Origin of the sequence: Micromonospora sp. KC721, assembly GCF_004348355.1 — a bacterium.
Lineage (GTDB): Bacteria > Actinomycetota > Actinomycetes > Mycobacteriales > Micromonosporaceae > Micromonospora.
In genome coordinates this window covers 1-19,832 of sequence record NZ_SMJY01000001.1, presented here as the reverse complement: position 1 = coordinate 19,832, position 19,832 = coordinate 1, and the positions used below count along the sequence as shown (strand labels likewise).

18 protein-coding genes and 1 pseudogene are annotated in these 19,832 nt (G+C 71.6%); 14 read left to right on the top strand and 5 right to left on the bottom strand.

Annotation, left to right across the window (positions count from 1 at the left end; all coding sequences use genetic code 11):
• Positions 1-2 precede the first annotated feature (2 nt).
• Entirely contained in the window at positions 3-1,277 is a 1,275-nt protein-coding gene (locus E1182_RS00090; RefSeq protein ID WP_165942448.1) for an ABC transporter substrate-binding protein, read from the bottom strand.
• A gap of 627 nt (positions 1,278-1,904) precedes the next feature.
• On the opposite strand from E1182_RS00090, the pseudogene E1182_RS32855 reads away from it, so the two are divergent.
• From E1182_RS32855 to E1182_RS00070, 5 genes and pseudogenes are all read left to right on the top strand, one after another.
• Positions 1,905-2,603 (top strand): annotated as a pseudogene (locus E1182_RS32855) (CBM35 domain-containing protein); the annotation flags it as partial.
• 39 nt (positions 2,604-2,642) lie between these two features.
• Positions 2,643-3,692, top strand: coding sequence for a glycosyl hydrolase 53 family protein (locus E1182_RS00085; RefSeq protein WP_243705942.1), 1,050 nt, complete (start codon positions 2,643-2,645; stop codon positions 3,690-3,692).
• A gap of 319 nt (positions 3,693-4,011) precedes the next feature.
• Complete coding sequence (locus tag E1182_RS00080) at positions 4,012-5,094, top strand: Gfo/Idh/MocA family protein (RefSeq protein WP_132260413.1); 1,083 nt, start codon at positions 4,012-4,014, stop codon at positions 5,092-5,094.
• Positions 5,088-6,050 carry a PmoA family protein gene (locus E1182_RS00075; protein ID WP_207921185.1) on the top strand — a complete coding sequence of 321 codons (963 nt, stop codon included), beginning with the start codon at positions 5,088-5,090 and terminating at the stop codon, positions 6,048-6,050. The genes E1182_RS00080 and E1182_RS00075 overlap by 7 nt, the downstream gene beginning before the upstream one ends.
• Complete coding sequence (locus E1182_RS00070; RefSeq protein ID WP_132260410.1) at positions 6,047-6,826, top strand: cupin domain-containing protein; 780 nt, start codon at positions 6,047-6,049, stop codon at positions 6,824-6,826. Before E1182_RS00075 ends, E1182_RS00070 begins: the two co-directional genes overlap by 4 nt.
• Here the strand turns inward: E1182_RS00070 and E1182_RS00065 are convergent.
• Together E1182_RS00065 and E1182_RS00060 are read right to left on the bottom strand one after the other, a co-directional pair.
• Positions 6,819-7,463 carry a response regulator transcription factor gene (locus E1182_RS00065; protein ID WP_132260408.1) on the bottom strand — a complete coding sequence of 215 codons (645 nt, stop codon included), beginning with the start codon at positions 7,461-7,463 and terminating at the stop codon, positions 6,819-6,821. The genes E1182_RS00070 and E1182_RS00065 overlap by 8 nt on opposite strands.
• Complete coding sequence (locus E1182_RS00060; RefSeq protein ID WP_165942446.1) at positions 7,460-8,677, bottom strand: sensor histidine kinase; 1,218 nt, start codon at positions 8,675-8,677, stop codon at positions 7,460-7,462. The genes E1182_RS00065 and E1182_RS00060 overlap by 4 nt, the downstream gene beginning before the upstream one ends.
• Positions 8,678-8,824: 147 nt before the next feature.
• On the opposite strand from E1182_RS00060, the gene E1182_RS00055 reads away from it, so the two are divergent.
• From E1182_RS00055 to E1182_RS00015, 9 genes are all read left to right on the top strand, one after another.
• Entirely contained in the window at positions 8,825-9,601 is a 777-nt protein-coding gene (locus E1182_RS00055) for an ABC transporter ATP-binding protein (RefSeq protein WP_132260403.1), read from the top strand.
• Entirely contained in the window at positions 9,598-12,147 is a 2,550-nt protein-coding gene (locus E1182_RS00050; RefSeq protein ID WP_132260400.1) for an FtsX family ABC transporter permease, read from the top strand. The genes E1182_RS00055 and E1182_RS00050 overlap by 4 nt, the downstream gene beginning before the upstream one ends.
• 96 nt (positions 12,148-12,243) lie before the next feature.
• Positions 12,244-12,705: an SRPBCC family protein gene (locus tag E1182_RS00045; RefSeq protein WP_132260398.1), complete on the top strand. Its 462-nt coding sequence runs from the start codon at positions 12,244-12,246 to the stop codon at positions 12,703-12,705.
• The gene (locus E1182_RS00040; RefSeq protein WP_132260395.1) at positions 12,702-13,052 is read left to right on the top strand and encodes a winged helix-turn-helix domain-containing protein; all 351 of its coding nucleotides are present in this window, start codon (positions 12,702-12,704) and stop codon (positions 13,050-13,052) included. The genes E1182_RS00045 and E1182_RS00040 overlap by 4 nt, the downstream gene beginning before the upstream one ends.
• A gap of 33 nt (positions 13,053-13,085) precedes the next feature.
• A complete protein-coding gene (locus E1182_RS00035) occupies positions 13,086-13,529 on the top strand; it encodes an SRPBCC domain-containing protein (RefSeq protein ID WP_132260393.1) in 444 nt (147 codons plus the stop codon).
• A 72-nt stretch (positions 13,530-13,601) separates the two neighbouring features.
• A complete protein-coding gene (locus E1182_RS00030) occupies positions 13,602-14,051 on the top strand; it encodes a helix-turn-helix transcriptional regulator (RefSeq protein WP_132260390.1) in 450 nt (149 codons plus the stop codon).
• Positions 14,052-14,056: 5 nt separating this feature from the next.
• The gene (locus E1182_RS00025; RefSeq protein WP_132260388.1) at positions 14,057-14,467 is read left to right on the top strand and encodes a VOC family protein; all 411 of its coding nucleotides are present in this window, start codon (positions 14,057-14,059) and stop codon (positions 14,465-14,467) included.
• 219 nt (positions 14,468-14,686) lie between these two features.
• Positions 14,687-15,097: a spore-associated protein A gene (locus E1182_RS00020; RefSeq protein ID WP_207921183.1), complete on the top strand. Its 411-nt coding sequence runs from the start codon at positions 14,687-14,689 to the stop codon at positions 15,095-15,097.
• A gap of 34 nt (positions 15,098-15,131) precedes the next feature.
• Positions 15,132-15,545, top strand: coding sequence for a spore-associated protein A (locus E1182_RS00015; protein WP_132260386.1), 414 nt, complete (start codon positions 15,132-15,134; stop codon positions 15,543-15,545).
• A gap of 145 nt (positions 15,546-15,690) precedes the next feature.
• On the opposite strand, the gene E1182_RS00010 is transcribed toward E1182_RS00015, so the two are convergent.
• Entirely contained in the window at positions 15,691-16,746 is a 1,056-nt protein-coding gene (locus E1182_RS00010; RefSeq protein ID WP_132260383.1) for an NBR1-Ig-like domain-containing protein, read from the bottom strand.
• A gap of 147 nt (positions 16,747-16,893) precedes the next feature.
• Positions 16,894-19,832, bottom strand: a 2,939-nt coding sequence (locus E1182_RS00005; RefSeq protein ID WP_207921182.1) for a glycoside hydrolase family 2 TIM barrel-domain containing protein, incomplete at its 5' end; no start/stop codon positions are given.

Genomic DNA, 19,832 nt, shown 5'->3' with positions numbered 1-19,832 from the left:
CGTCAGGACTCGAGGGTGTCTTCGACCTCGGTGAAGAACTGGTTGACGGCCTCGTCGACGGAGATCCGGCCGTACTGGAGTTCCTCGGCGATCCGGATGAACGTCTGCTCCAGGGTGCCGGCGCCCTTCGGCGGCGCGGGCGGCGCCTTGGTGAGCTGCTCCTTGAGCCCCTCCTCGTACGCGGCGACGGTGGCGAGCGGCCCTTCGAGCTGGACCGCAGCGCGCTGCGCGTTGGTGGCCGGCAGGCCGCGGTTGGCACCGAAGATCTTGCCGACCTCAGGGTCGTTGATCATGAAGGAGATCAGCTTGGCTGCCGCCTCCGCGTGCTTGGTCTTCTTGGAGACGCTGAGCAGCATGGCGGGCTTGAGGTACTGGCCCTGCGCGCCCGGGTTGTCCGACGGCACCGGCCCCAGTTTGAGCTGCGCCTTGGTGCTCGCCGCGTACCGGGCCATGAAGTTGTCCCAGCCCAGCTCGCCGGCGATCAGGTCGAGTTCCAGCGCGTGCTGCGGCTTGATCTGGACGCTCTTCTCGATCGGCAGCGTGGCCTTGGCGTCGGCGAGCGCCTTGCCCTCGTTGAAGAACTTCGCCAGCCGGGCCTTGTCGAAGCCGATCTTGCCGTCCTCGGTGTACAGCAGCCCGCCCTCCTGTCGCAGCTGCAACTCGAGGTTGTAGTAGCTGCCGACGTAGTTGCCGCCGCCGTACACCTTGCCCTTGGTGGCCTGGGTGATCTTCGCGACCGTGGCCCGGTAGTCGTTCCAGGTCCAGCCCGGCTTCGGCTCCGGTATGCCGGCCTGCGCGTACACGGCCGGGTTGTACATGTACCCCCAGGTGTTGGCGCCGACGGGGACGCCGTAGAGGCCGTCCTTGACCTGACCGGCGCCCTTGAGCCCTTCGAGCAGGTCGTCGAGCTTGAGTGCCTTGCCCTCCTGCTGCTTGAGGTCGTAGAGGGCGTTGCGGTCGGAGTACTCGCGCAGGTAGGAGAAGTCCATCTGGAAGACGTCCGGCGCGTTGTTGCCGGCGGTCTCCGTGGCCATCTTCTGCCAGTACGCCTCGTACTCCTGGAAGCTGGGCGTGATTTTGATGTTGGGGTTCTGGGTCTGGAAGAGGTCGATCGCCTTCTGCATCAGCCCGGCGCGGTCGGCGTTGCCCCACCAGGAGTACCGCAGCGTGACGGGACCGGACTCGGCGGCGTCGCCCCCGTCGTCGCCGCAGGCGGCCCCGGTCAACGCCAGCGAGGCAATGGCCGTTACTGCTATGAATCGTTTCAATAAACGCATCTGATCCTCCATCTGCTATGAGCGGTGCGCCCGTCAGGCGCTCCGTGGCGGGTTGTGCCGCGGACTGGTCGCCCTGGCGAGCTCCCTGGTCGGTGGCCCGTGTCCTGCTGGAGTTGTCGCACCCGGCTGGGTGCACGGCACGTGACGACCCCGGTCGAGCGTGGACCCAGGTGCCTCGCGGTCGGCGACAGGCGTCCGACGTGGGGTGCCATCGACGATTCACGAGGCGGTGCCTGGGGTGCCGGCTGGGGCACCGGCCGGCCACAGTAGCCCTGGCCGGCCAGAATCTATGCCGTCATGTGGTCTCCTTCGGCGGGCGCAAGCGCGCACACCATGGCGGTTACCGACGCGGGGTGACAGATATCGTTCTATGTGGTGGTGGTCTGAAAGTGCCACGCCCGCGGGATCACGTCAAGAGCCTGGTCGGCGCGAAGAGTGGGGCAGGTCGATCCCCGGCCTCAGCGGCGTCGACATAGATCGATATTCCTCTGCCGGTGGCGCCTTCGTGGGGCGTAGGGGTCCAGGTCGGAGCAGTGTGAGGTGTTGCCTGCCGCCATCGCCGGTGCCGGGCCGGGTGGACCGGTGTCGATTGACAGTTGGAAACCCGGCGGACAGGATGTGTCATACATGTGGCCGCGCGTGAACCGGGACAAGGTCGCTGGCTTGATGGTGGACCAATGCCAGCCGCCGGCACCGGGATGTCGTCCTGGTTCCGGGCAGCGGGTCGGCGCCGTGGCCACAGTCTGCCGACGTGGGCGCGCCGGCACCCTTTCGATGACGGATGCCCGACCGTCGGGCATCGCGTCAGCGACGAACCGACACGTCCCCACCGCCAGCCCGGCCCGTCATCGGGCCATGGCGGCCCCTCACCCGAAGAACGGACCTCGCCATGGACACTTCCAGGGAGCATCGATGAAGCCGTTGACCAGACTTTCGGCAGTCATGGCGGTGACAACGGCTCTGTCCGGCACCGGCGTCGTACTGGCACTCAGCGCGCACGCCGCGACGAGCCGCTACGAGGCGGAGTCGTCCCCCGCCGTCTGCAGCGGAACGGTCGCCTCCAACCACTCCGGATACTCCGGCAGCGGCTTCTGTGACACACCCAACCAGGTCGGCGCCGCCGTGACGTTCACGGTGAACGCGCCCGCGGCCGGCTCCGCGAACCTCGCCGTGCGCTTCGCCAACGGCAGCACGGCGAACCGGCCCGCGGACGTCAGCGTCAACGGGACGCTCGTGCAGTCCGGGCTCGCGTTCGAGGCTGCCAGCGCCTGGAACAGCTGGGCGACCAGGAACCTGAGCGTGCAGTTGGCCGCGGGAACCAACACCGTGCGGCTGACCGCGACGACCGCCGGTGGGCTCGCCAACATCGACTATCTCGAGGTCACCACGACCGACGGTGGCGGCGACCCCTCGATCATGCGGGGCGCCGACGTGTCGACCGGGCAGCGGGCCAGTGACCTGGGTGCGCGGTACTACTACGCCGACGGTCGGCAGGGTGATCCGTTGGACATTCTGCAGAGTGTGGGCGTGAACTATGTGCGGTTGCGGATCTGGAACAACCCGCGTAGTGGCTACAACAACAAGGACAAGGTGTTGCAGTACGCCCGGACGGTGAAGGCCAAGGGCCTGAAGCTGATGGTGGATTTCCACTATTCGGACACGTGGGCGGATCCGGGCAAGCAGTTCAAGCCGGCGGCGTGGGCGAGTCACGGGATCAACCAGCTGACCACCGACGTCTACGACTACACGTACGACGTGTGCACGAGTCTGAAGGCGCAGGGCACCGTGCCGGACAGCGTGCAGATCGGTAACGAGATCAACACGGGTATGTTGTGGGACGACGGTCGGGTGGTGAACAACAACTTCACCAACCTGGGGATGTTGCTCAAGGCCGGGTACAACGCGACGAAGGCGTGCAACAGCGGTACCCAGGTGGTGATTCACACCGCGAACGTGGAGAGCGGTGCCCGCTGGTTCTACGACGGTATCCGGGCCCAGGGTGTCCAGTGGGACATCACCGCCCTGTCGTACTACTGCTTCTGGCACGGCGGTCTGTCGAACCTGGCCAGTGTGGTGTCCGACATGCGCTCCCGGTACGGCAAACCGGTGATCATCGCCGAGACCGCGTACCCGTACACCACCGCCAACGCCGACAGCACCCGGAACGTGGTCACCAGCGGCTGCTCGGGCTATGCCACCACGCCCGCCGGACAACAGGCCAACTTCGCCGCCGTGCAGAACACCGCCCGCAACGCCGGTGCCATCGGTGTCTTCTACTGGGAGCCGAGCTGGTACGCCGTACCGGGCAACGGCTGGAACCCGACTGACATCAACAACTCGGGCAACGAGTGGGACAACATGGCCGTCTTCGACCGCAACGGCCGCCTCAACCCCAACATCCGCTGGCTACCGTGATGACGCCGCCCGGGCCGGTCACGGCCCGGGCGCTGCCAACCGGCCCGCCAGATCGGGCCGGGCAGTAACCCCCGGCCCGGTGACGACCCGGGTGAGCCGACCCACCGGCAGGCAGGTGGCCCGGTCGCCCGACGATGCCGCCGCCCGGTCGCGGGCGGCGTCACCGTCCGTCCGCAGGCTGGGCGCACCCCGACGGCGGTCCGGGGGCGGCGACGGCGGAGCCGATATCGTCGGACCCGGCGACGACGTCGCGACCGGGAATGTGGTCGGCATGATCCCCGCGCTGGGCCACCCCGCACCCGAAGGAGCAGTACCCCTCATGCCTCGACACAGATACCGCACCGCGATCGTCGGCACCGGTGGCATCGCGCACGCGCACGCGCAGGCGCTGCGGGCGTACGACGAGCGTGCCGAACTGGTCGCGGTGGTCGACGTCGACCCCGACCGGGCGCGAGAGTTCGCCGCCAGATGGGCCGTGCCGAAGGTCTACTCGGACCTGGCGGAGCTGCTCGCCGACACGCGGCCCGACGTGATCCACGTGTGCACGCCACCCGTGTCGCACGCACCGCTGGCCCTGCAGTGCCTGCGGGCCGGCGTCACCGTGCTGGTCGAGAAGCCCCCGGCGCTGTCGCTGGCCGAGCTGGACACCCTCGCCGCGGCCTCCCGGGCGTCCGGTGCGCACTTCGCCACCGTCTTCCAGCACCGCTTCGGCTCCGGCGCCGTCCGGCTCCGCGAGATGGCCGCCGCCGGCCGGCTCGGCCGCTGCCTGCTGGCCATCTGCCACACCCTGTGGTTCCGCGACGACGCCTACTTCGAGGTGCCGTGGCGGGGCAGGTGGGAGACCGAAGGCGGCGGACCGACCATGGGCCACGGCATCCACCAGTTCGACCTGTTGCTGTCCGTGCTCGGCCCCTGGGAGTCGGTGACCGCCGTCGCCGCCCGACGGGCCCGACGCGTCGACACCGAGGACGTGTCGATGGCACTGGTCACCTTCGCCGACGGTACCGTGGCGTCGGTGGTCAACTCGGTGCTCTCGCCCCGGCAGACCTCGGCGCTGCGGTTCGACTTCGAGCACGCCACCGTCGAGGTCGAGCACCTCTACGGCTACACCGACGACGACTGGACGATCACCTCGGCCCCAGGCCACGAGGGCGTACGCACCGAGTGGGCGGCCACCCGGTCCGACACCGTCAGCGGCCATCCCGGGCAGCTCGCCGCCGTCTACGATGCCCTCGACGCCGGCGCCGCACCACCGGTCGGGCTCGTCGACACCCGCCGCACGATGGAGTTCGCCGCCGCGCTGTACGCCTCGGCGTTCACCGGCGAGCCGATTCGAAGCGGCCAGATCGACGCCGACCACCCCTTCGCCACGTGCATGAACGGAACAGGAACCCCATGGTGAACGACGACCGTCCGATGACCTTCCACCTCGACCACGCCGTGGGACGCGCCGTCGACGTCCGGGCCGGCGACGCAGCGCTGTTCACCTACGTGTACCGACCCGACACCGTACAGCTGGAATCGCCCAAGCCGTACCTGCATCCGATCCGTACCCTGGCCGGCGACGTCGTGTCCCTGTTCCGGCCGCACGACCACGTGTGGCACAAGGGCATCGCCTGGTCGCTGCCGAACGTGGGCGAGCACAACTTCTGGGGCGGCCCCACCTACCTGCGCGGCCGGTCCTACGTGCAACTGGACAACAACGGCAGCGCCGTCCACCGCGGCATGACGGTGCTGGCCGCTACCGATGCGCGCGCCGACATCGCCCACCGTCTGGACTGGATCTCCCAGCAGGGGCAACAGGTCATCACCGAAGACCGCAGCCTCACGGCCACCGTCCTCGATGCCACCAGCTGGGTGCTGATCTTCGAGACCACGATGACCAACGTGTCCGGCGTGACCCTGAACATCGGCTCGCCGACCACGAAGGGCCGCGAGAACGCCGGTTACGGTGGTTTGTTCTGGCGCGGCCCACGCTCGTTCACCGGCGGATGCGTCCAGTCACCGTTCGGCACCGGCGGCGACGACCTGCGGGGCACCCGGGCCGAGTGGCTGGCCTTCCGCGGTCGCCACGACGAGACCGGCACCTCGTCGACGATCGTCATGATCGACGACACCGCGAACCCGCAGCACCCCCCGCAGTGGTTCACCCGCTCCGAGGAGTTCGCCTGCCTGTGCCCGGCCCCCTTCTTCAGCGAGGAACTGCCCTTCGCGCCGGAGCAGGCCATCACCTTCCGCTACGCGGTGCTCGTCGCCAACGGCGACCACGGCACCGACGGCACGGCCGCCCTCGCCGAGCAGGGTCGCCAGGCCCTGAACCGGTGGACGGCCCCGTCGCCCACCGGGGAACCGGCATGAGCCGCACCCCGCCCTTCCCCGGCGGCACCTCCGTGAGCAGGCTGTCGGTGTACGCCAGCCCGTGCACCGACGGCCTGGCCGGAGGTACCCCCCATCTGCACACCGCCTCCACCGAGGCGTACGTCGTCATCGGCGGCGAGGGTGAACTGCAGACCCTCGACACGTCCGGGTTCCGGTCGACGCCGCTGGCCGCCGGGACGACCGTCTGGTTCACCCCAGGCACCATTCACCGCGCGGTCAACCACGGCAACCTGCAGGTCGTGGTGGTGATGCAGAACGCCGGCCTGCCCGAGGCCGGCGACGCGGTGATGACCTTCCCACCCGAGATCGTCGCCGACGCCGCCCGCTACACGGCTGCGGCGACGCTGCCGGCCGACGCGTCGGCCGCGCAGGTCGACGAAGCGGTGCGACGGCGGCGGGACCTCGCCGTCAGCGGGTTCCGGCGGTTGGTGGCCAGCGCGAAGGCGGGAGACTTCGCGCCGCTGGAGCGGCTGTACGCCAGTGCCGTGGCGCTGGTGCGGCCGAGGGTCGCGGGCTGGCGTCGGACCTGGCAGGACACCGTCGAACGGGAAACCCGCCACACCGCCGACATCCTCGACGCGCTCGACCGCGGCGACGGCCACCACCTGCGGCGGTCCGTGCTGCTCGGTTCGCCGGCCAGCGAAGCCGCGCACTGGGGCATGTGCGGCCGGCTGCACACCCACGACGTCCACCGACCGGCGGTGCTGTCCGGACCGACCGACCCTGAACCGCCAACGCCGGGCGGGCTCACCTGACCAGTTGCCGTTCCCACGCCCACGCGGCGATCTCCACCCGGTTCCGGGCCGGAAGCTTGGCCTGCACGCTGGCCAGATGCGTCTTGACCGTGCCGACGGAGATGAACAACTCGGCCGCGATCTCGGCGTTGGTCATGCCCCGGGCGACGAGTTTCACCACGTCGAGTTCCCGGGGCGACAGGGTGCCGGTGTCACCGTCGCGCGGCACGGACCGGTTGACCTGGGCGAGCAGCCGTAGGGTGATCGACGGGCTGATCATGGCGTCGCCGGACGCCGCCGCGCGGATCGCCTCGACGAGCAACGCCGGGCCCGAGTCCTTGAGGAGGAAGCCGCACGCCCCGTGGCGCAGCGCGGTGTGCACGTACTCGTCGAGGTCGAAGGTGGTGACCACGACGACCCGGACCGGGTCCGCGACGCCGGGACCGGTGAGCAGCCGCAGCGCGTCGAGACCGTCCATGCGTGGCATGCGGATGTCCAGCAGCGCCACGTCGGGGCGTAACCGGCGGGCGAGGGCGACCGCCTCGACGCCGTCGGCGGCCTCGCCGACGAGCTCCATGTCCGGCTGAGCGCCGATGATCATCCCGAAGCCGGTACGGACCATCGCCTGGTCGTCGGCGACCAGTACCCGGATGGTCATGCGCCCGGCCGGGCGTGCAGCGGCAACGCGGCCTCCACGGTCCACCCTCCCGTCGTGCCCGGCCCGGCGTAGAGCCGGCCGCCGAGCGCCCTGGCCCGCTCGTTGAGGCCGATGAGGCCGAAACCGCCGGGCTCCCGCCCGGACCGGCCCGACGCTGCCGTCGGGGCGTCGTCGGTGACCTGCACCAGGAGCCAGTCCGGCGTGCGGTACAGGGACACGTCGACCACGCTGGCGTCGCGGGCATGCCGGCGTACATTGGTCAGCGCCTCCAGGATGATCCGGTACGCGGAGGAGTCCGCGTCCACCGGAAGCCCGTCCAGTACCCCGTCCACGTGCAGCCGGACCGGCGGACCACCCGAGGCGTTGAACCGTTCGACCAGTGGGGCCAGGTCCGCGGTGCGGGCCAGCGGAGCGATCGGCGACACCTCGCTGTCGCCCTGGCCGGCGGCGTCGCGGCGGTGCCCGTCGTCGCAGCTGCGCAGCACGCCGACCATTCGCCGCATGGCCGACATGGTCTCCGCGCCGGCCTGTTCGATGTCCATCAACGCCTGGATGGCCCGTTCCGGGTCCTGCTGGACGATCAGACGAGCGCCCTGCGCCTGCACCACGATGCCGGTGACGTGGTGCGCGATGAAGTCGTGCAGGTCGCGCGCGAACTCGGCCCGCTGGTGCAGGAGCACGTCGGCGAGTCGGCGTTTGCGCTGGGTGTCCAGGGAACGCAGGTAACTGCCCACGCCGACCACGGCTACGGCGATCACCCCGTAGTCGATGTTCTGGTGGTAGGGGTCCGGCAGCTCCAGGTCGGGCATGACCCGCAGCGGCTGGGCCGTGACGGCCGCCACGCCGGCGACGACCGCCACCAGCGTGAGCCGCCCGGCACCTCGGCGGGTGACCACGAGCAGGGACAGCAGGAGAGCCACCGCCTCGGCGGCACCCCAGAATCCGCGCAGTCCCCGCAGCCCGGGCAGCAGCGAGAGCGCGGTGACCGCCAGCGAGCCGCCGAACAGCAGCAGGGCCCAGGTCGTCAGGCGCCGGGCGTGGTGCTGGTGGCGCGGCACCCACACCAGGGTGGCGGCCGCGGCGAGTACCACGGAGGCGGGCATCAGCGGCAGCGACTGCTGCTCGACGTCGTGCCGAATCAGAGCCGCGCCGACCAGCAGCATCACCAGCCGGGTCAGCCGGAACAACCAGGTCCTGCCGTCATCACGTGCCATCGCCGGGTCAGGGTACGCAGCCGGCGTCGGCTTGTGGATCAGCCAAAAGGCAGAGGGGGTCGGGCCTGATCCTGCCTGCCGGCGGATGTGGGTGCGGTGTGCCGACCGGCAGGCTACTGGCGACATACCCGAAGATGCGGAGGATTGGTGCAAACCGAATATTTTCCGGAAGTCCCGTCGACCCGGCCCAGTGCCGCCGTCGCCGTCGCCGCGCTCGATCTGGTGAAGGTGTACGGCAAGGGGGAGACGGAAGTGCGGGCGCTGGACGGCGTCACGGTCAGTTTTCCCCGGGCCCGGTTCACCGCCATCATGGGCCCGTCCGGGTCCGGCAAGTCCACGCTCATGCACTGCCTGGCCGGCCTCGACCAGGCCACGTCGGGGCAGGCCCTGCTCGGCGGCACCGACCTGACCGTCCTACCGGACCGGGTGCTCACCCGGGTGCGCCGCGAGCGGATCGGGTTCGTCTTCCAGTCGTTCAACCTCCTTCCGCAACTAACCGCGCGACAGAACATCACGCTTCCGCTCGACCTGGCCGGGCGACGGCCGGACCCGGCCCGCCTCGGCGACCTGATCGCCGTGCTCGGTCTGGGCGAGCGGCTGGACCACCGGCCCAGCGAACTGTCCGGCGGGCAGCAGCAACGGGTGGCACTGGCCCGTGCGCTGGTCACCGAGCCCGACGTGCTCTTCGCCGACGAACCGACCGGCGCCCTGGACTCCCGGACCGGCCAGGAGGTGCTCGAACTGCTGCGCCGGTCCGTGCGGCAGTTCGGCCAGACCGTCGTGATGGTCACCCACGATCCGGGCGCCGCGGCGTACGCCGACCGGGTGGTCCTGCTGGCCGACGGCCGGATCGCCGGCGAGATCGACGAGCCGGATCCGCGGTCGGTGACCGAGGCCCTGCGCCGGCTGGCGGTGCCGGCATGATCCTGCGTACCCAGGTGCGAGCCCTGGTCCGCCGCCCCGCCCGGGCGCTGTTGACCGGTCTGGCGCTCACCATCGCCGCCGGCGCGGTCTTCGGCACGGTCCTGGCGCATCAGGTGACGCGGCAGGTGGTCGTGGAGCAGCTGAGCCAGACTCCCACGGCGACGGACCTGGTCGTGGGGGCCAATCCGGCACTGGACACGCTGGAGAAGGTACGCGCGGTGCCCGGCGTGGTCGAGGCGACCGGCCGCGTCGACGACTTTGCCGAGCTGGATCGGACCTCCTCGGCGTACCTGCAGATCAGCGCCGACCCCGGCACGGGGCCGTTGGCCAAGGTGCGTCTGGTGCAGGGCAGGTATCCGAGCGCACCCGGCGACGTGGCGCTCACCCGGCGTACCGCCGACCGGTTGCGGTTGCCCGTCGGGACGTCGTTCGGCCTGCTGATCGGCACCGCGGACACCGACGATCCCGAGTCCGCGCGCCCCGTCGTGCGGGCCACCGTCACCGCCATGGTGGAGGGTGACGACGACACCGCGTACACCACGGACGTTCTCGCCACCCGGTTGGCCGCGGTGGATGGTTGGACGCAGATCGACGTACGGGTGGCACCCGGCGTCTCCGTCGACGCGGTGCGGGCGAAGGTGGCGGCCGTCGTGGGCCCCGACGCGCGGGACAGCATCGCCACCGGTGCCGAGGCTCGGGCCAGCGAACAGCGGGCGGCGCTGGCCGACATTGACGCCGTCTTCGTCGCCATGTCGCTGTTCGTGCTGCTCGCCATCGTCGCCGCCGCGCTGGTGACCGCGTCCACGTTCCGGATCGTCTTCGCCCAGCGCCTTCGTCAGCTGGCGCTGCTGCGGGCCGTCGGCGCGGACCGGCGCAAACTGGCCCGGGCCCTCGCCGCGGAAGGTGCCCTCACCGGGCTGGTGGCCGCGGTGCTCGGCGTGCTCGCCGCCACGGCGCTGGGGCTGCTCGCCCCCCTGGTGCTGCGCGGCTTCGACATCGACGCACCCCGGCTCGACTTTCCGGTCGGCGCCGCCCTCGCGGTGGTTGCCGGGACGGTACTGATCACGATGCTCACCGTGCTCGCGCCCGCATTCGCGGCCGCCCGCGTCGCCCCGCTGGAGGCGTTGCGGACGGCGAGCACCACCTCCGGCCAACGGGGAATCGGTGTCGCGCGGACCGTCCTCGGCGCGCTGGTCGCCGGCGGGGCCGTGGCCGGCGCCGCCGGCGGTGCCGTGATCGTCCTCGGCGACAGCCGTGGCGACGATGGGAACGTGACCGCGTTGCTGTTGGTTGTCGGTTCGTTCGCCCTGGCGTTCCTGGCGCTCGTCGTGCTCGGCCCGGTGGTGGTGCGGCCGGTACTGACGGTGGTGAGCTGGCCGCTGCGGCGACAGGGCGCGATCGGGCGGCTGGCGAGCAGCGGGGTGGGCGCCGCGCCGCGCCGCGCCGCGTCCGTCAGCGCGGTGGTCGCGCTCGGCGTCGCCCTCATCGCCCTCACCCTGGTTGTCGGCGCCACCACGCAGGCAGCCACGGACCGGAAGACCGCCTCGATGGCTCCCGAGGACTTCAATCTGACCGCCGTCGACGGCGCCGTGGTGCCGGACGGGGTGGTCACGGCGGCCCGGGCCCGGCCGGAGCTGACCGCGGTCGTGCCGTACCGCACCGCCACGGTGCGGGTCGGCGCGTCGCAGTCCGAGGTGCTGGCCACCGACCTCGACCTGCGTCAGCTCGCGCCCCAGTCGTCGACGCCGGATCCGCGACCGGCTCCCGATCCGCGCCAGCCGCTGGCGAACGCCACGGCGGGCATGCCGGGGGCCGGGCACGCCGCGCTGGACCAGCGGGTGGCGAGGGCGGCGGGGGTACGCCCCGGCGGCTTCGTCACCGTGGCGGCGGGTGACCGTACGATCGCCGTCCGGGTCGCGGTGATCCTCGACGCCACCCCGCTGGGCACGGGGATGATCGTCAGCGCGGCCGACCTGGACCGGCTCGGTGTCCGGCCGGGGGCCACCGGGTTGCTGGCCAACGCGGCCCGTTCCGGCGAGTCGGGCCGCACCGCGGCGTACCAGGCGCTGGAGTCCATCAGCCCGGCCGGCCAGGGGCTCCGGTTGTCGGTGCTCGCCGATCTGCGGGACGAGACGCGCGAGAGCAACACGGTGGTGATCGCAGTGCTGCTGGCCCTGATCAGCCTCACCGTGGTCGTGGCGGTCGTCGGCGTGGGCACCACCACCGCGCTGTCGGTGGTGGAGCGGGTCCGCGAGTCCGGGCTGCTGCGGGCGGTCGGCCTGTCACGGGCCGGGCTCACCGTCATGCTGACCACCGAAGCGGCGCTGTACGGCGCGTTGGGCGCGACGGTCGGCGTCCTGCTCGGGTTGCCGTACGCCGCGATGGCGATCAAGGTCTTCCACCGTACGGTGCCGGTGGAGCTGCCCTTCGGCCAGCTCGCCGTCGCCGTGGTGGTCCTGACCGCGCTGACCGCGCTGGCCGGACTGCTGCCGGCCCGCCGCGCCGCGCGGGTCAGCCCGATCGAGGCGCTCGCCACGGACGGTTGACGACGCCGACACCTCGACCAAAGGTGCAACGTTTGGTTGCGCGATGACGGTGCCGCGGGTACCGTCATGCGCAACCAAACGTTGCAGGAGGATGTCATGGAGTTCGGCAGCATCGAGCGCGAGATCTACGTCGAGGCATCGCCCGAAATCGTCTTCGACGTGGTGAGCAGCCCCAACCACCTCCGGCAGTGGTGGCCGGACGACGCCCGGTACGACCCGACGCCCGGGTCGGTGGGGGAGATCGTCTTCGGCGACCGCGACGCCGGCGGCACGGTGGTCCCGTTCACCGTCGTCGACGCGCGACCGCCGAAGCTGTTCTCGTTCCGCTGGACGCACCCGGTCGGCGAGGCGGCGGCGGCAGGCAACTCGCTGCTGGTCACCTTCGACCTGGCCCCCTCGGGCAGCGGGACGCTGCTCCGGATGACCGAGACCGGCTTCCGTGAGCTGGGTTGGGAGGCCGCTGTCCTGGAGCAGCAGTACCAGGAGCACGGCACCGGATGGGACTTCTTCCTGGCGCGCCTGGCGCCGTACGTCGCGACGCTGGAGGTGCGGCGATGAACGCGGCGGTTGCCGAGCAGGTCGACGACAGCCTCTGGTCCGCGATCGGGGATCCCACCCGGCGGCGGATGCTCGACCTGCTGCTCGTCGAGGGCGACGGCACCGCGACCACGCTGAGCCAGCGGATGCCGGTCACCCGGCAGGCGGTGGCCAAGCACCTCGGCGTCCTCGACCGGGTTGGTCTGGTCCGGGCGACCTCCGCCGGTCGGGAGAAGCGGTACCGGGTGGACGAGGCCCAGCTCGCCCGCGCGGCGGCGCAGCTGTCTTCGGTCGGGTCGACCTGGGACGCCCGGCTGCAGCGGATCAAGCGGATCGCCGAGGCGATCCAGCGCACCCAACAGGACTGACTGCGGGACCAACCGGGATCAGGGGGAGTCGAGATGGTGGACATTCTGCACCGCGTCGGAATCAAGACCCCGACGCCGCACAAGGTGTACGACGCGCTGACGACCGTGGAGGGCCTGGCCAGCTGGTGGACCGACGACACGAAGGGCGACGGCGATGTCGGCGGTGTCCTCCGGTTCCGGTTCCCGGTCGGTGGCTTCGACATGGAGGTCGTCGAGCTGCGGCCGTCCGAGCGGGTGGCCTGGCGGGTGGTCGACGGCCCCGAGGAGTGGATCGGGACCACGATCGACTGGGATCTGCGTCAGGCCGGCGACTACACCATCGTGCTGTTCAGGCACCAGGGTTGGCGGGAGCCGGTAGAGTTCATGCACCACTGCAGCACCAAGTGGGCGACGTTCCTGATGAGCCTCAAGTCGTTGGTGGAGACCGGTGAGGGCGCACCGGCGCCACGGGACGTGCCGATCAGCGACTGGCACTGACCGGGATCGAGCGGTGGTCGGCGCGCCACGTCGCGCCGGCCACCACCGTCGGGACGTGGCACGATGTCGCGGGTGACCAGCAGAACCCCTGAGGAGCAGCGGCTGCGCGACCTCGCGCGACTGCGCCGCGTCCGCGACCGGATCGACCGGGAGTACGCGCAGCCGCTGGACGTCGAGGCGCTCGCCCGCGGCGTGAACATGTCGGCGGGGCACCTCAGCCGCGAGTTCCGGCTCGCCTACGGCGAGTCGCCGTACTCCTATCTGATGACCCGGCGCATCGAACGGGCGATGGCGCTGCTGCGCCGGGGAGACCTCAGCGTCACCGAGGTCTGTTTCGCGGTCGGCTGCGCGTCCCTGGGAACCTTCAGCACCCGCTTCAGCGAACTGGTCGGTATGCCGCCGAGCACCTACCGGCGCGAGGCGGCGCGCGCGACCGCGGGTCTGCCGTCCTGCCTGGCGAAACAGGTGACCAGACCGATCAGGAATCAAGAAGCCCGGGTCGACAGGTCACACCTAGCCTGATCGTCATGGACATCACCATCCACACCAGCTTCCTCCCGCACGTCGACCCGGACGCCTCCCTGGCCTTCTACCGCGACACCCTCGGCTTCGAGGTCCGCAAGGACGTCGGGCAGGGCACCATGCGCTGGATCACCGTCGGCCCGGCCGGTCAGCCCGACACGTCCATCCTCCTGGCGCCGCCGGCCGCCGACCCCGGCATCACCGAGGACGAGCGCCGCACCATCGTCGAGATGATGGCCAAGGGCACCTACGGCTGGATCCTGCTGGCCACCCGGGACCTCGACGGCGTCTTCGAGAGGGTCCAGGCCGGCGACGCCGAGGTCGTCCAGGAGCCGACCGAGCAGCCGTACGGCATCCGCGACTGCGCCTTCCGTGATCCCGCAGGCAACCTCGTCCGCATCCAGCAGCTGCCCTGAGCCGTTCGGCGATGTCCGAGGTCCGCGACGGTGTCCGGGGGCAGGACCGGCAAACCGGGCCGTGCCGCCGTGGCCGCGCCTCGTCGGGCCGCTGACCAGGCCGACATTTCTCCGAATAATCCACTGGACGATCACTGGACGAAGATCGCTTGGTGTCGGCCGGCGCGGGATGCCAGCGTCATGCGCAACCAACCCCACAGCAGAGAGGGAGCACTCTTCGTGCGCATTTCGCAGAAGATCGCCGCGCTGGGACTCGCGTCGGCCGCCGCGACCGCGGGAGCCCTGGTCAGCGCCGCACCCGCACAGGCGGCGCTCTACGGCGGGCAGTGCGGCTCCGGCTACAACGTCGTCAACCTGATCGACCTGCCCGACCTTCGGGGCACGGTGTACCTGACCTACAGCACGTCGACCAGGAAGAACTGCGTCGTCACGCTGCGGGAGCGGCCGGGGACCGCCACCCTCATGGAGGCGTACCTGCGCCGTTCCGGCACGTCCTCCTGGGTGAAGGACAGCGGCAACTACACCACCTACGCCGGGCCGGTCTACGTCTCGGCGGCGGGCTCCTGCGTCGACTGGGGCGGCACCATCGGGACGGCCTCGCGGACCCGCACCGGCACCAACTGCGGCTGACCCGACCAACTACAGCAAGCACCGGAGGAAACACATGAAGCTCGTCAAGACCGCCGCCGCGACCGTGGCCTGCACGGCCACCATGGTGGCCGGAGCGTTGGCCGTGGCCACCCCGGCGTACGCGGCAACCTACGCCGGTGAGTGCGGGTCCGGCTACGGAGTGGTGAACTCGGCCGCGATCGGTTCCAAGGGGACGGTGTTCCTCACCTACAGCGCCTCCACCGGCAGGAACTGCGTCATCGCCAAGCGGAACTCGGCCGGTTCGGCGGTGCTCATCGAGGCGGGGCTGGCGGTGAGCCCGGTCGGCACCCACTGGACGGCCTTCGACGGCGGTCACTACACGTCCTACGCCGGTCCGATCTACCTGTCCGCGGCGGACAAGTGCGTGGACTGGATGGGCCGGATCAGCGGCACCGAGGGTGGCAAGCGCCGCACCAACTGCGGCTGATCCGTCCCGACGCCCCGGGTGATCCGTTCCGGCGACCGTGTGCGCCGTAACGGTCCGGGGGCGGGAACGATCACCGGGCGCAGCCCGTCTTGCGACACGGCACCGGCGGGCTGCGCCCTCCGCACGTACCGGGTCGGCGCGGAGGCTACGAACCGCCGACCCGTACGTCCAGGAAGACCGGACGCTTGAGCGGGAACAGCGTCCGTCCCTGCTCGTCGGCCATCTTCCAGTAGATCCTGCAGGTTCCGGGTGTGCCGGGGGTCCGGACGGACACCGCGATGTCCACGGCCTCACCGGGCCGGGTCTGGGGGATGGGTACCACCTGCGGCGTCTGGCAGGGATCGTCGTTGACCCGGGCCAGGAAGCGGTTGGCCCAGATCACCGTGCCCGTGTTGCGGATCCGCCAGACCTTGGTGAACGAGGAGTTCGGCGGCACCAGAGTCCCGTCGGGGTAGGTGACGTCGCCCTCGAACCGGGAGTCGTCCCGATCCGGCGTGCCGGCGACCGCCGCCGCCCCGTCGGTGCCCGCCCGCCGGCCGACGACGAACACGACGGCGCCGGTGAGGAGAGCCAGGGCCGCCGCCACGGTGGCGACGAGGTGCCGGCGACCGCGCGGCCGGGGTACGGGCGATGCCGGTGTGGCGGCGGGAGCACTCCGCTCCCGTCCCCGCTCACCGCCGTCCCCCGGTGCGCCGGTGTCGCCGGCCGGCCCGACCTCCTCGACCCCGCCGGTCCCGGTGGAGGGTGTCCTCACCGACGTCGTCGCTCCCGTCGACGCAAGGGGCGGCTGGGGTGCCCCGGGCAGCGGCATCAGCCCGGTGGCCGGCACCGCGTCGGCCGTCGGCGCGGTGCCGGTCGAGTGCTGTGCGGCCCTGGCCCGCAGCCAGCGTTCCCGCCACTGCCGCTCGGCGTCCACCGGGTCGTGGCCCAGCCGGTCGACGGCGAGAACGCGGACGAACTCCCAGGTCGTCTCCCAACTGGGCAGACCTCGGCCCTGCGCGGCGGCGGCCAGCGACGACTTCGAGGCGGCCGCGCCCAAGCGCGCGGACATCTCCTCGTACGAGGGATCGCCCGCCTCCTGCCGCAACCGCCAGAGGCGGTCGGCGAACGCGCCCACCGGGCCGGAGTCAGGATCGGGCGGTGTCGGCCGTCGCCCGCGTCGGCGCGGCACCCGCTGCGCACCCTGCGTTTCTCTCTCCACTTCCTCCACCTTCGGCAGAACCGACCACACCCGCCTGACCGCGCGGTTGCCCAGGATCACGGTCGCTGTCGACCCTCCACAGCGGAGCTGAACCCGGGCCGGTCGACCGCCCCGGCCCGGGTGCCGCCGGCGTGCCGGCGGGGCCGCTCAGCGCAGGCGGTCGACCTGCTGAAGGATCACGTGCAGCCGCTGCGGCGAGGGTGCCAGGCGGTACCCCGGCAGCACCCCCGGCCCGCAGGACGCGGTGCCGACCCCGCTGACGGCGGCGTCCACCGAGACCCAGGTCTCGGTCGCCGCCGGCAGTTCGTGGTCGTGCCGGGTGGCGGCGACCACGGCCCGGGACCAGGGGCGAACGGTCAGCGGCAGCCCGGCGCCGCGGACCCGCAGCGCCCGGGTGTCCAACTCCACCGTCGCCTCGTCCACCCGACGCGCTCCGTGCTCCTGCGGGCGGACCGTCCGTACCGCGTAGTCGTCGCGGTCGGCGACGAACGAGCCGTAGCGGGCCGCCTGACCGGTGTCCGGGTACTGGGGGCCCGGTCCCCAACCGGTCCAGCTCACCCGCGTCGTCGGCTCGGCGAGGCGCAGGTCGACCCCGACCCGGCCCCAGTCGCACGGCCATGAGCCGTACGGTTCGACGGTGAGGTCGAGCGCCAGGGCGGTGCCGTCGCTCGTCCACCGCCAGGTCACGTCGACTCCGGCGTCGAGCACGGGAGGACCGGTCCTGGTCCGCACGACGAGCGCGGGCCCGTCCTCGCAGACCTCGACCAGGCGGGTACGCAGATCGTCCAGCCGGGCCGCGGCCCACCGATCGGCGACCGGCGGCAGATCCGGCTCTTCCGAGGCGACACCGCGGTCGTTCTCGGTCGGTGCCCGCCACAGGCTCACCGCCACGTCGTGCAGCGCCACGTCCCCGAGCCGGACCGGCATGCCGGTACGTTCGTCGAACGCGGCGGGTCCGAGTTCGACCAGGCCGTCGCCGACCCGTCGGGGCGCAACCGGATCGTTCTCGAGCGCGGCGACCGGGCGGGCCGGGACGTGCTGGGTCCAGGCGACCTCGTGTCCGGCCGGGCAGCCGTCGCCGGCCGCCCGCCGGCGCAGCAGCACGGTCACCGTGGTCGTCAGGGCCGACGGCGGCAGGTGCAGCGGCACGACCGCGCTGCCGCCCGCCGGCACCTCGGGCAGCGGGATCGGTGTTCCCGCCCCGTACCCGTCGCCGTCGCTCGTCCAGACCGCCTCCAGGTGCGACAGGTCCAGGCTGTGGTAGCGGTTGACCACGGTGAGCGTCGACAGGTCCGCAGCCAGTTCCAGACTCACCGGAGCGAACACCCGCGCCAGGTCCGCCAGGGCCGGCCCCGGGGTCTTGTCGGCGTGGACCAGCCCGTCCACCACGAAACTGCCGTCGTGCACCCGCTCGCCGAAGTCACCCCCGTAGAGCTGCACGGGCCGTCCGTCGTCGGTGGTCCCGCCGGCCAGGGCGTGCTCCACCCATTCCCAGATGAATCCGCCAGCCAGGCGCGGATACCGGTGGAACAGGTCCTGGTACTCGCTGAGGCCGCCGGGGCCGTTCCCCATGGCGTGCGCGTACTCGCACAGCATGAAGGGCAGCCGCCGCCGGTGCTGCTCGTCGGGGTCGGTGAAGGTTTCGGCGGGTGGCTCGGTGGCGATCGCCTCCACCTCCGGCACGGAGGCGTACATCCGCGAGTACACGTCCACGTGCCGGGAGCGCCAGTCGCCCTCGTAGTGCACCAGGCGGTCGGGGTCACGGTCCCGGGTCCACTGGGCGATCGCGTCGAGGTTCGCCCCGGTGCCGGCCTCGTTGCCCAGCGACCACAGCAGGATGCTGGGGTGGTTCTTGTCCCGTTCCACGGTGCGCCGCATCCGGTCGTGGTAGGCCGGCAGCCACTGCGGGTCGTCGCTCGGGTTGCCCCGCCAGCCCACCCGCTCGAAGCCGTGGGTCTCCAGGTCGTTCTCGAGGATCACGTAGAAGCCGAGTTCGTCGGCGAGGTCGAGGAACTCGGCCCGGGGCGGGTAGTGCGAGGTCCGTACGGCGTTGACGTGGTGCTGCTTCATCAGCAGCAGCTCGGCACGGGCCGTCGCCAGGTCCACCACCCGGCCCCGGTGCGGGTCGTGCTCGTGCCGGTTGACGCCCCTGAACAGCAGCGGGGTGCCGTTGAGCAGGAGCGTGGCGTCCTCGACGGTGACGGTGCGGAAACCGATGCGCAGGTGCACCGTCTCGGTGGCAGTCGCTACCTGGGCGTCGTACAGCACGGGAGTCTCGGCAGTCCACGGCGCGACCGACGGCAGACGGTGCTCCACGCCGGCGGCGACCTGGTGCAGACCGAGCGCCGGCGCGCTGATCATCGCCGGCGCGTCGGCGCCCTCCTCCAGCTCCACCTCCACCCGCAGCGTGCCGGAGCCGTCGCGGTGGTCGTAACCGGCGTGTACGAAGACGTCCCGCACCCCGCCCTGTGGACGGGCCAGGAGCGTGACGCTGCGGAAGATGCCGGGCATCCACCACATGTCCTGGTCCTCGAGATAGCTGTGGGCGGACCACTGCGCCAGGCGGACCGCCAGCACGTTGGTTCCCGGCCGGAGCACGCCGGCGCACGGCAGCTCGGTGGTGAGGCGGCTGCCGCGCAGCGTGCCCAGTTCCACGCCGTTCAGCCAGACCGTGGCCGCGCCGTCGACGCCCTCGAACCGCAGCACCGTGGGGTGGGCCAGCACCTCCGGCGCGGCGACCAGTTCCAGCCGGTGGTCGGCGACCGGGTTGTCGTCCGGAGGGAACGGCGGGTCGACCGGGAACGGGTAGTCGACGTTCGCGTAGATCGGGGAGCCGTGTCCCTGCAACGGAAGGTGCCCGGGAACGGTCACCGGGGACCAGTCCGCCGGGTCCAGCCGCGCGTCGGGCTGCTGCCAGCCGTCGTCGACGGCATGTCGCGGCGACGGGTGCAGCCGCACCTGCCACGTGCCGTCGAGCAGCTGCCGGGGGGCGTCGGAGTGCAGGTGCGCGCGGGGCGGCAGGGCCCCACGGCCAGGCAGCGGGGACGCGAGGTCAGCGAGAAGCGGGATGGCCGAGGGGGTGGTGG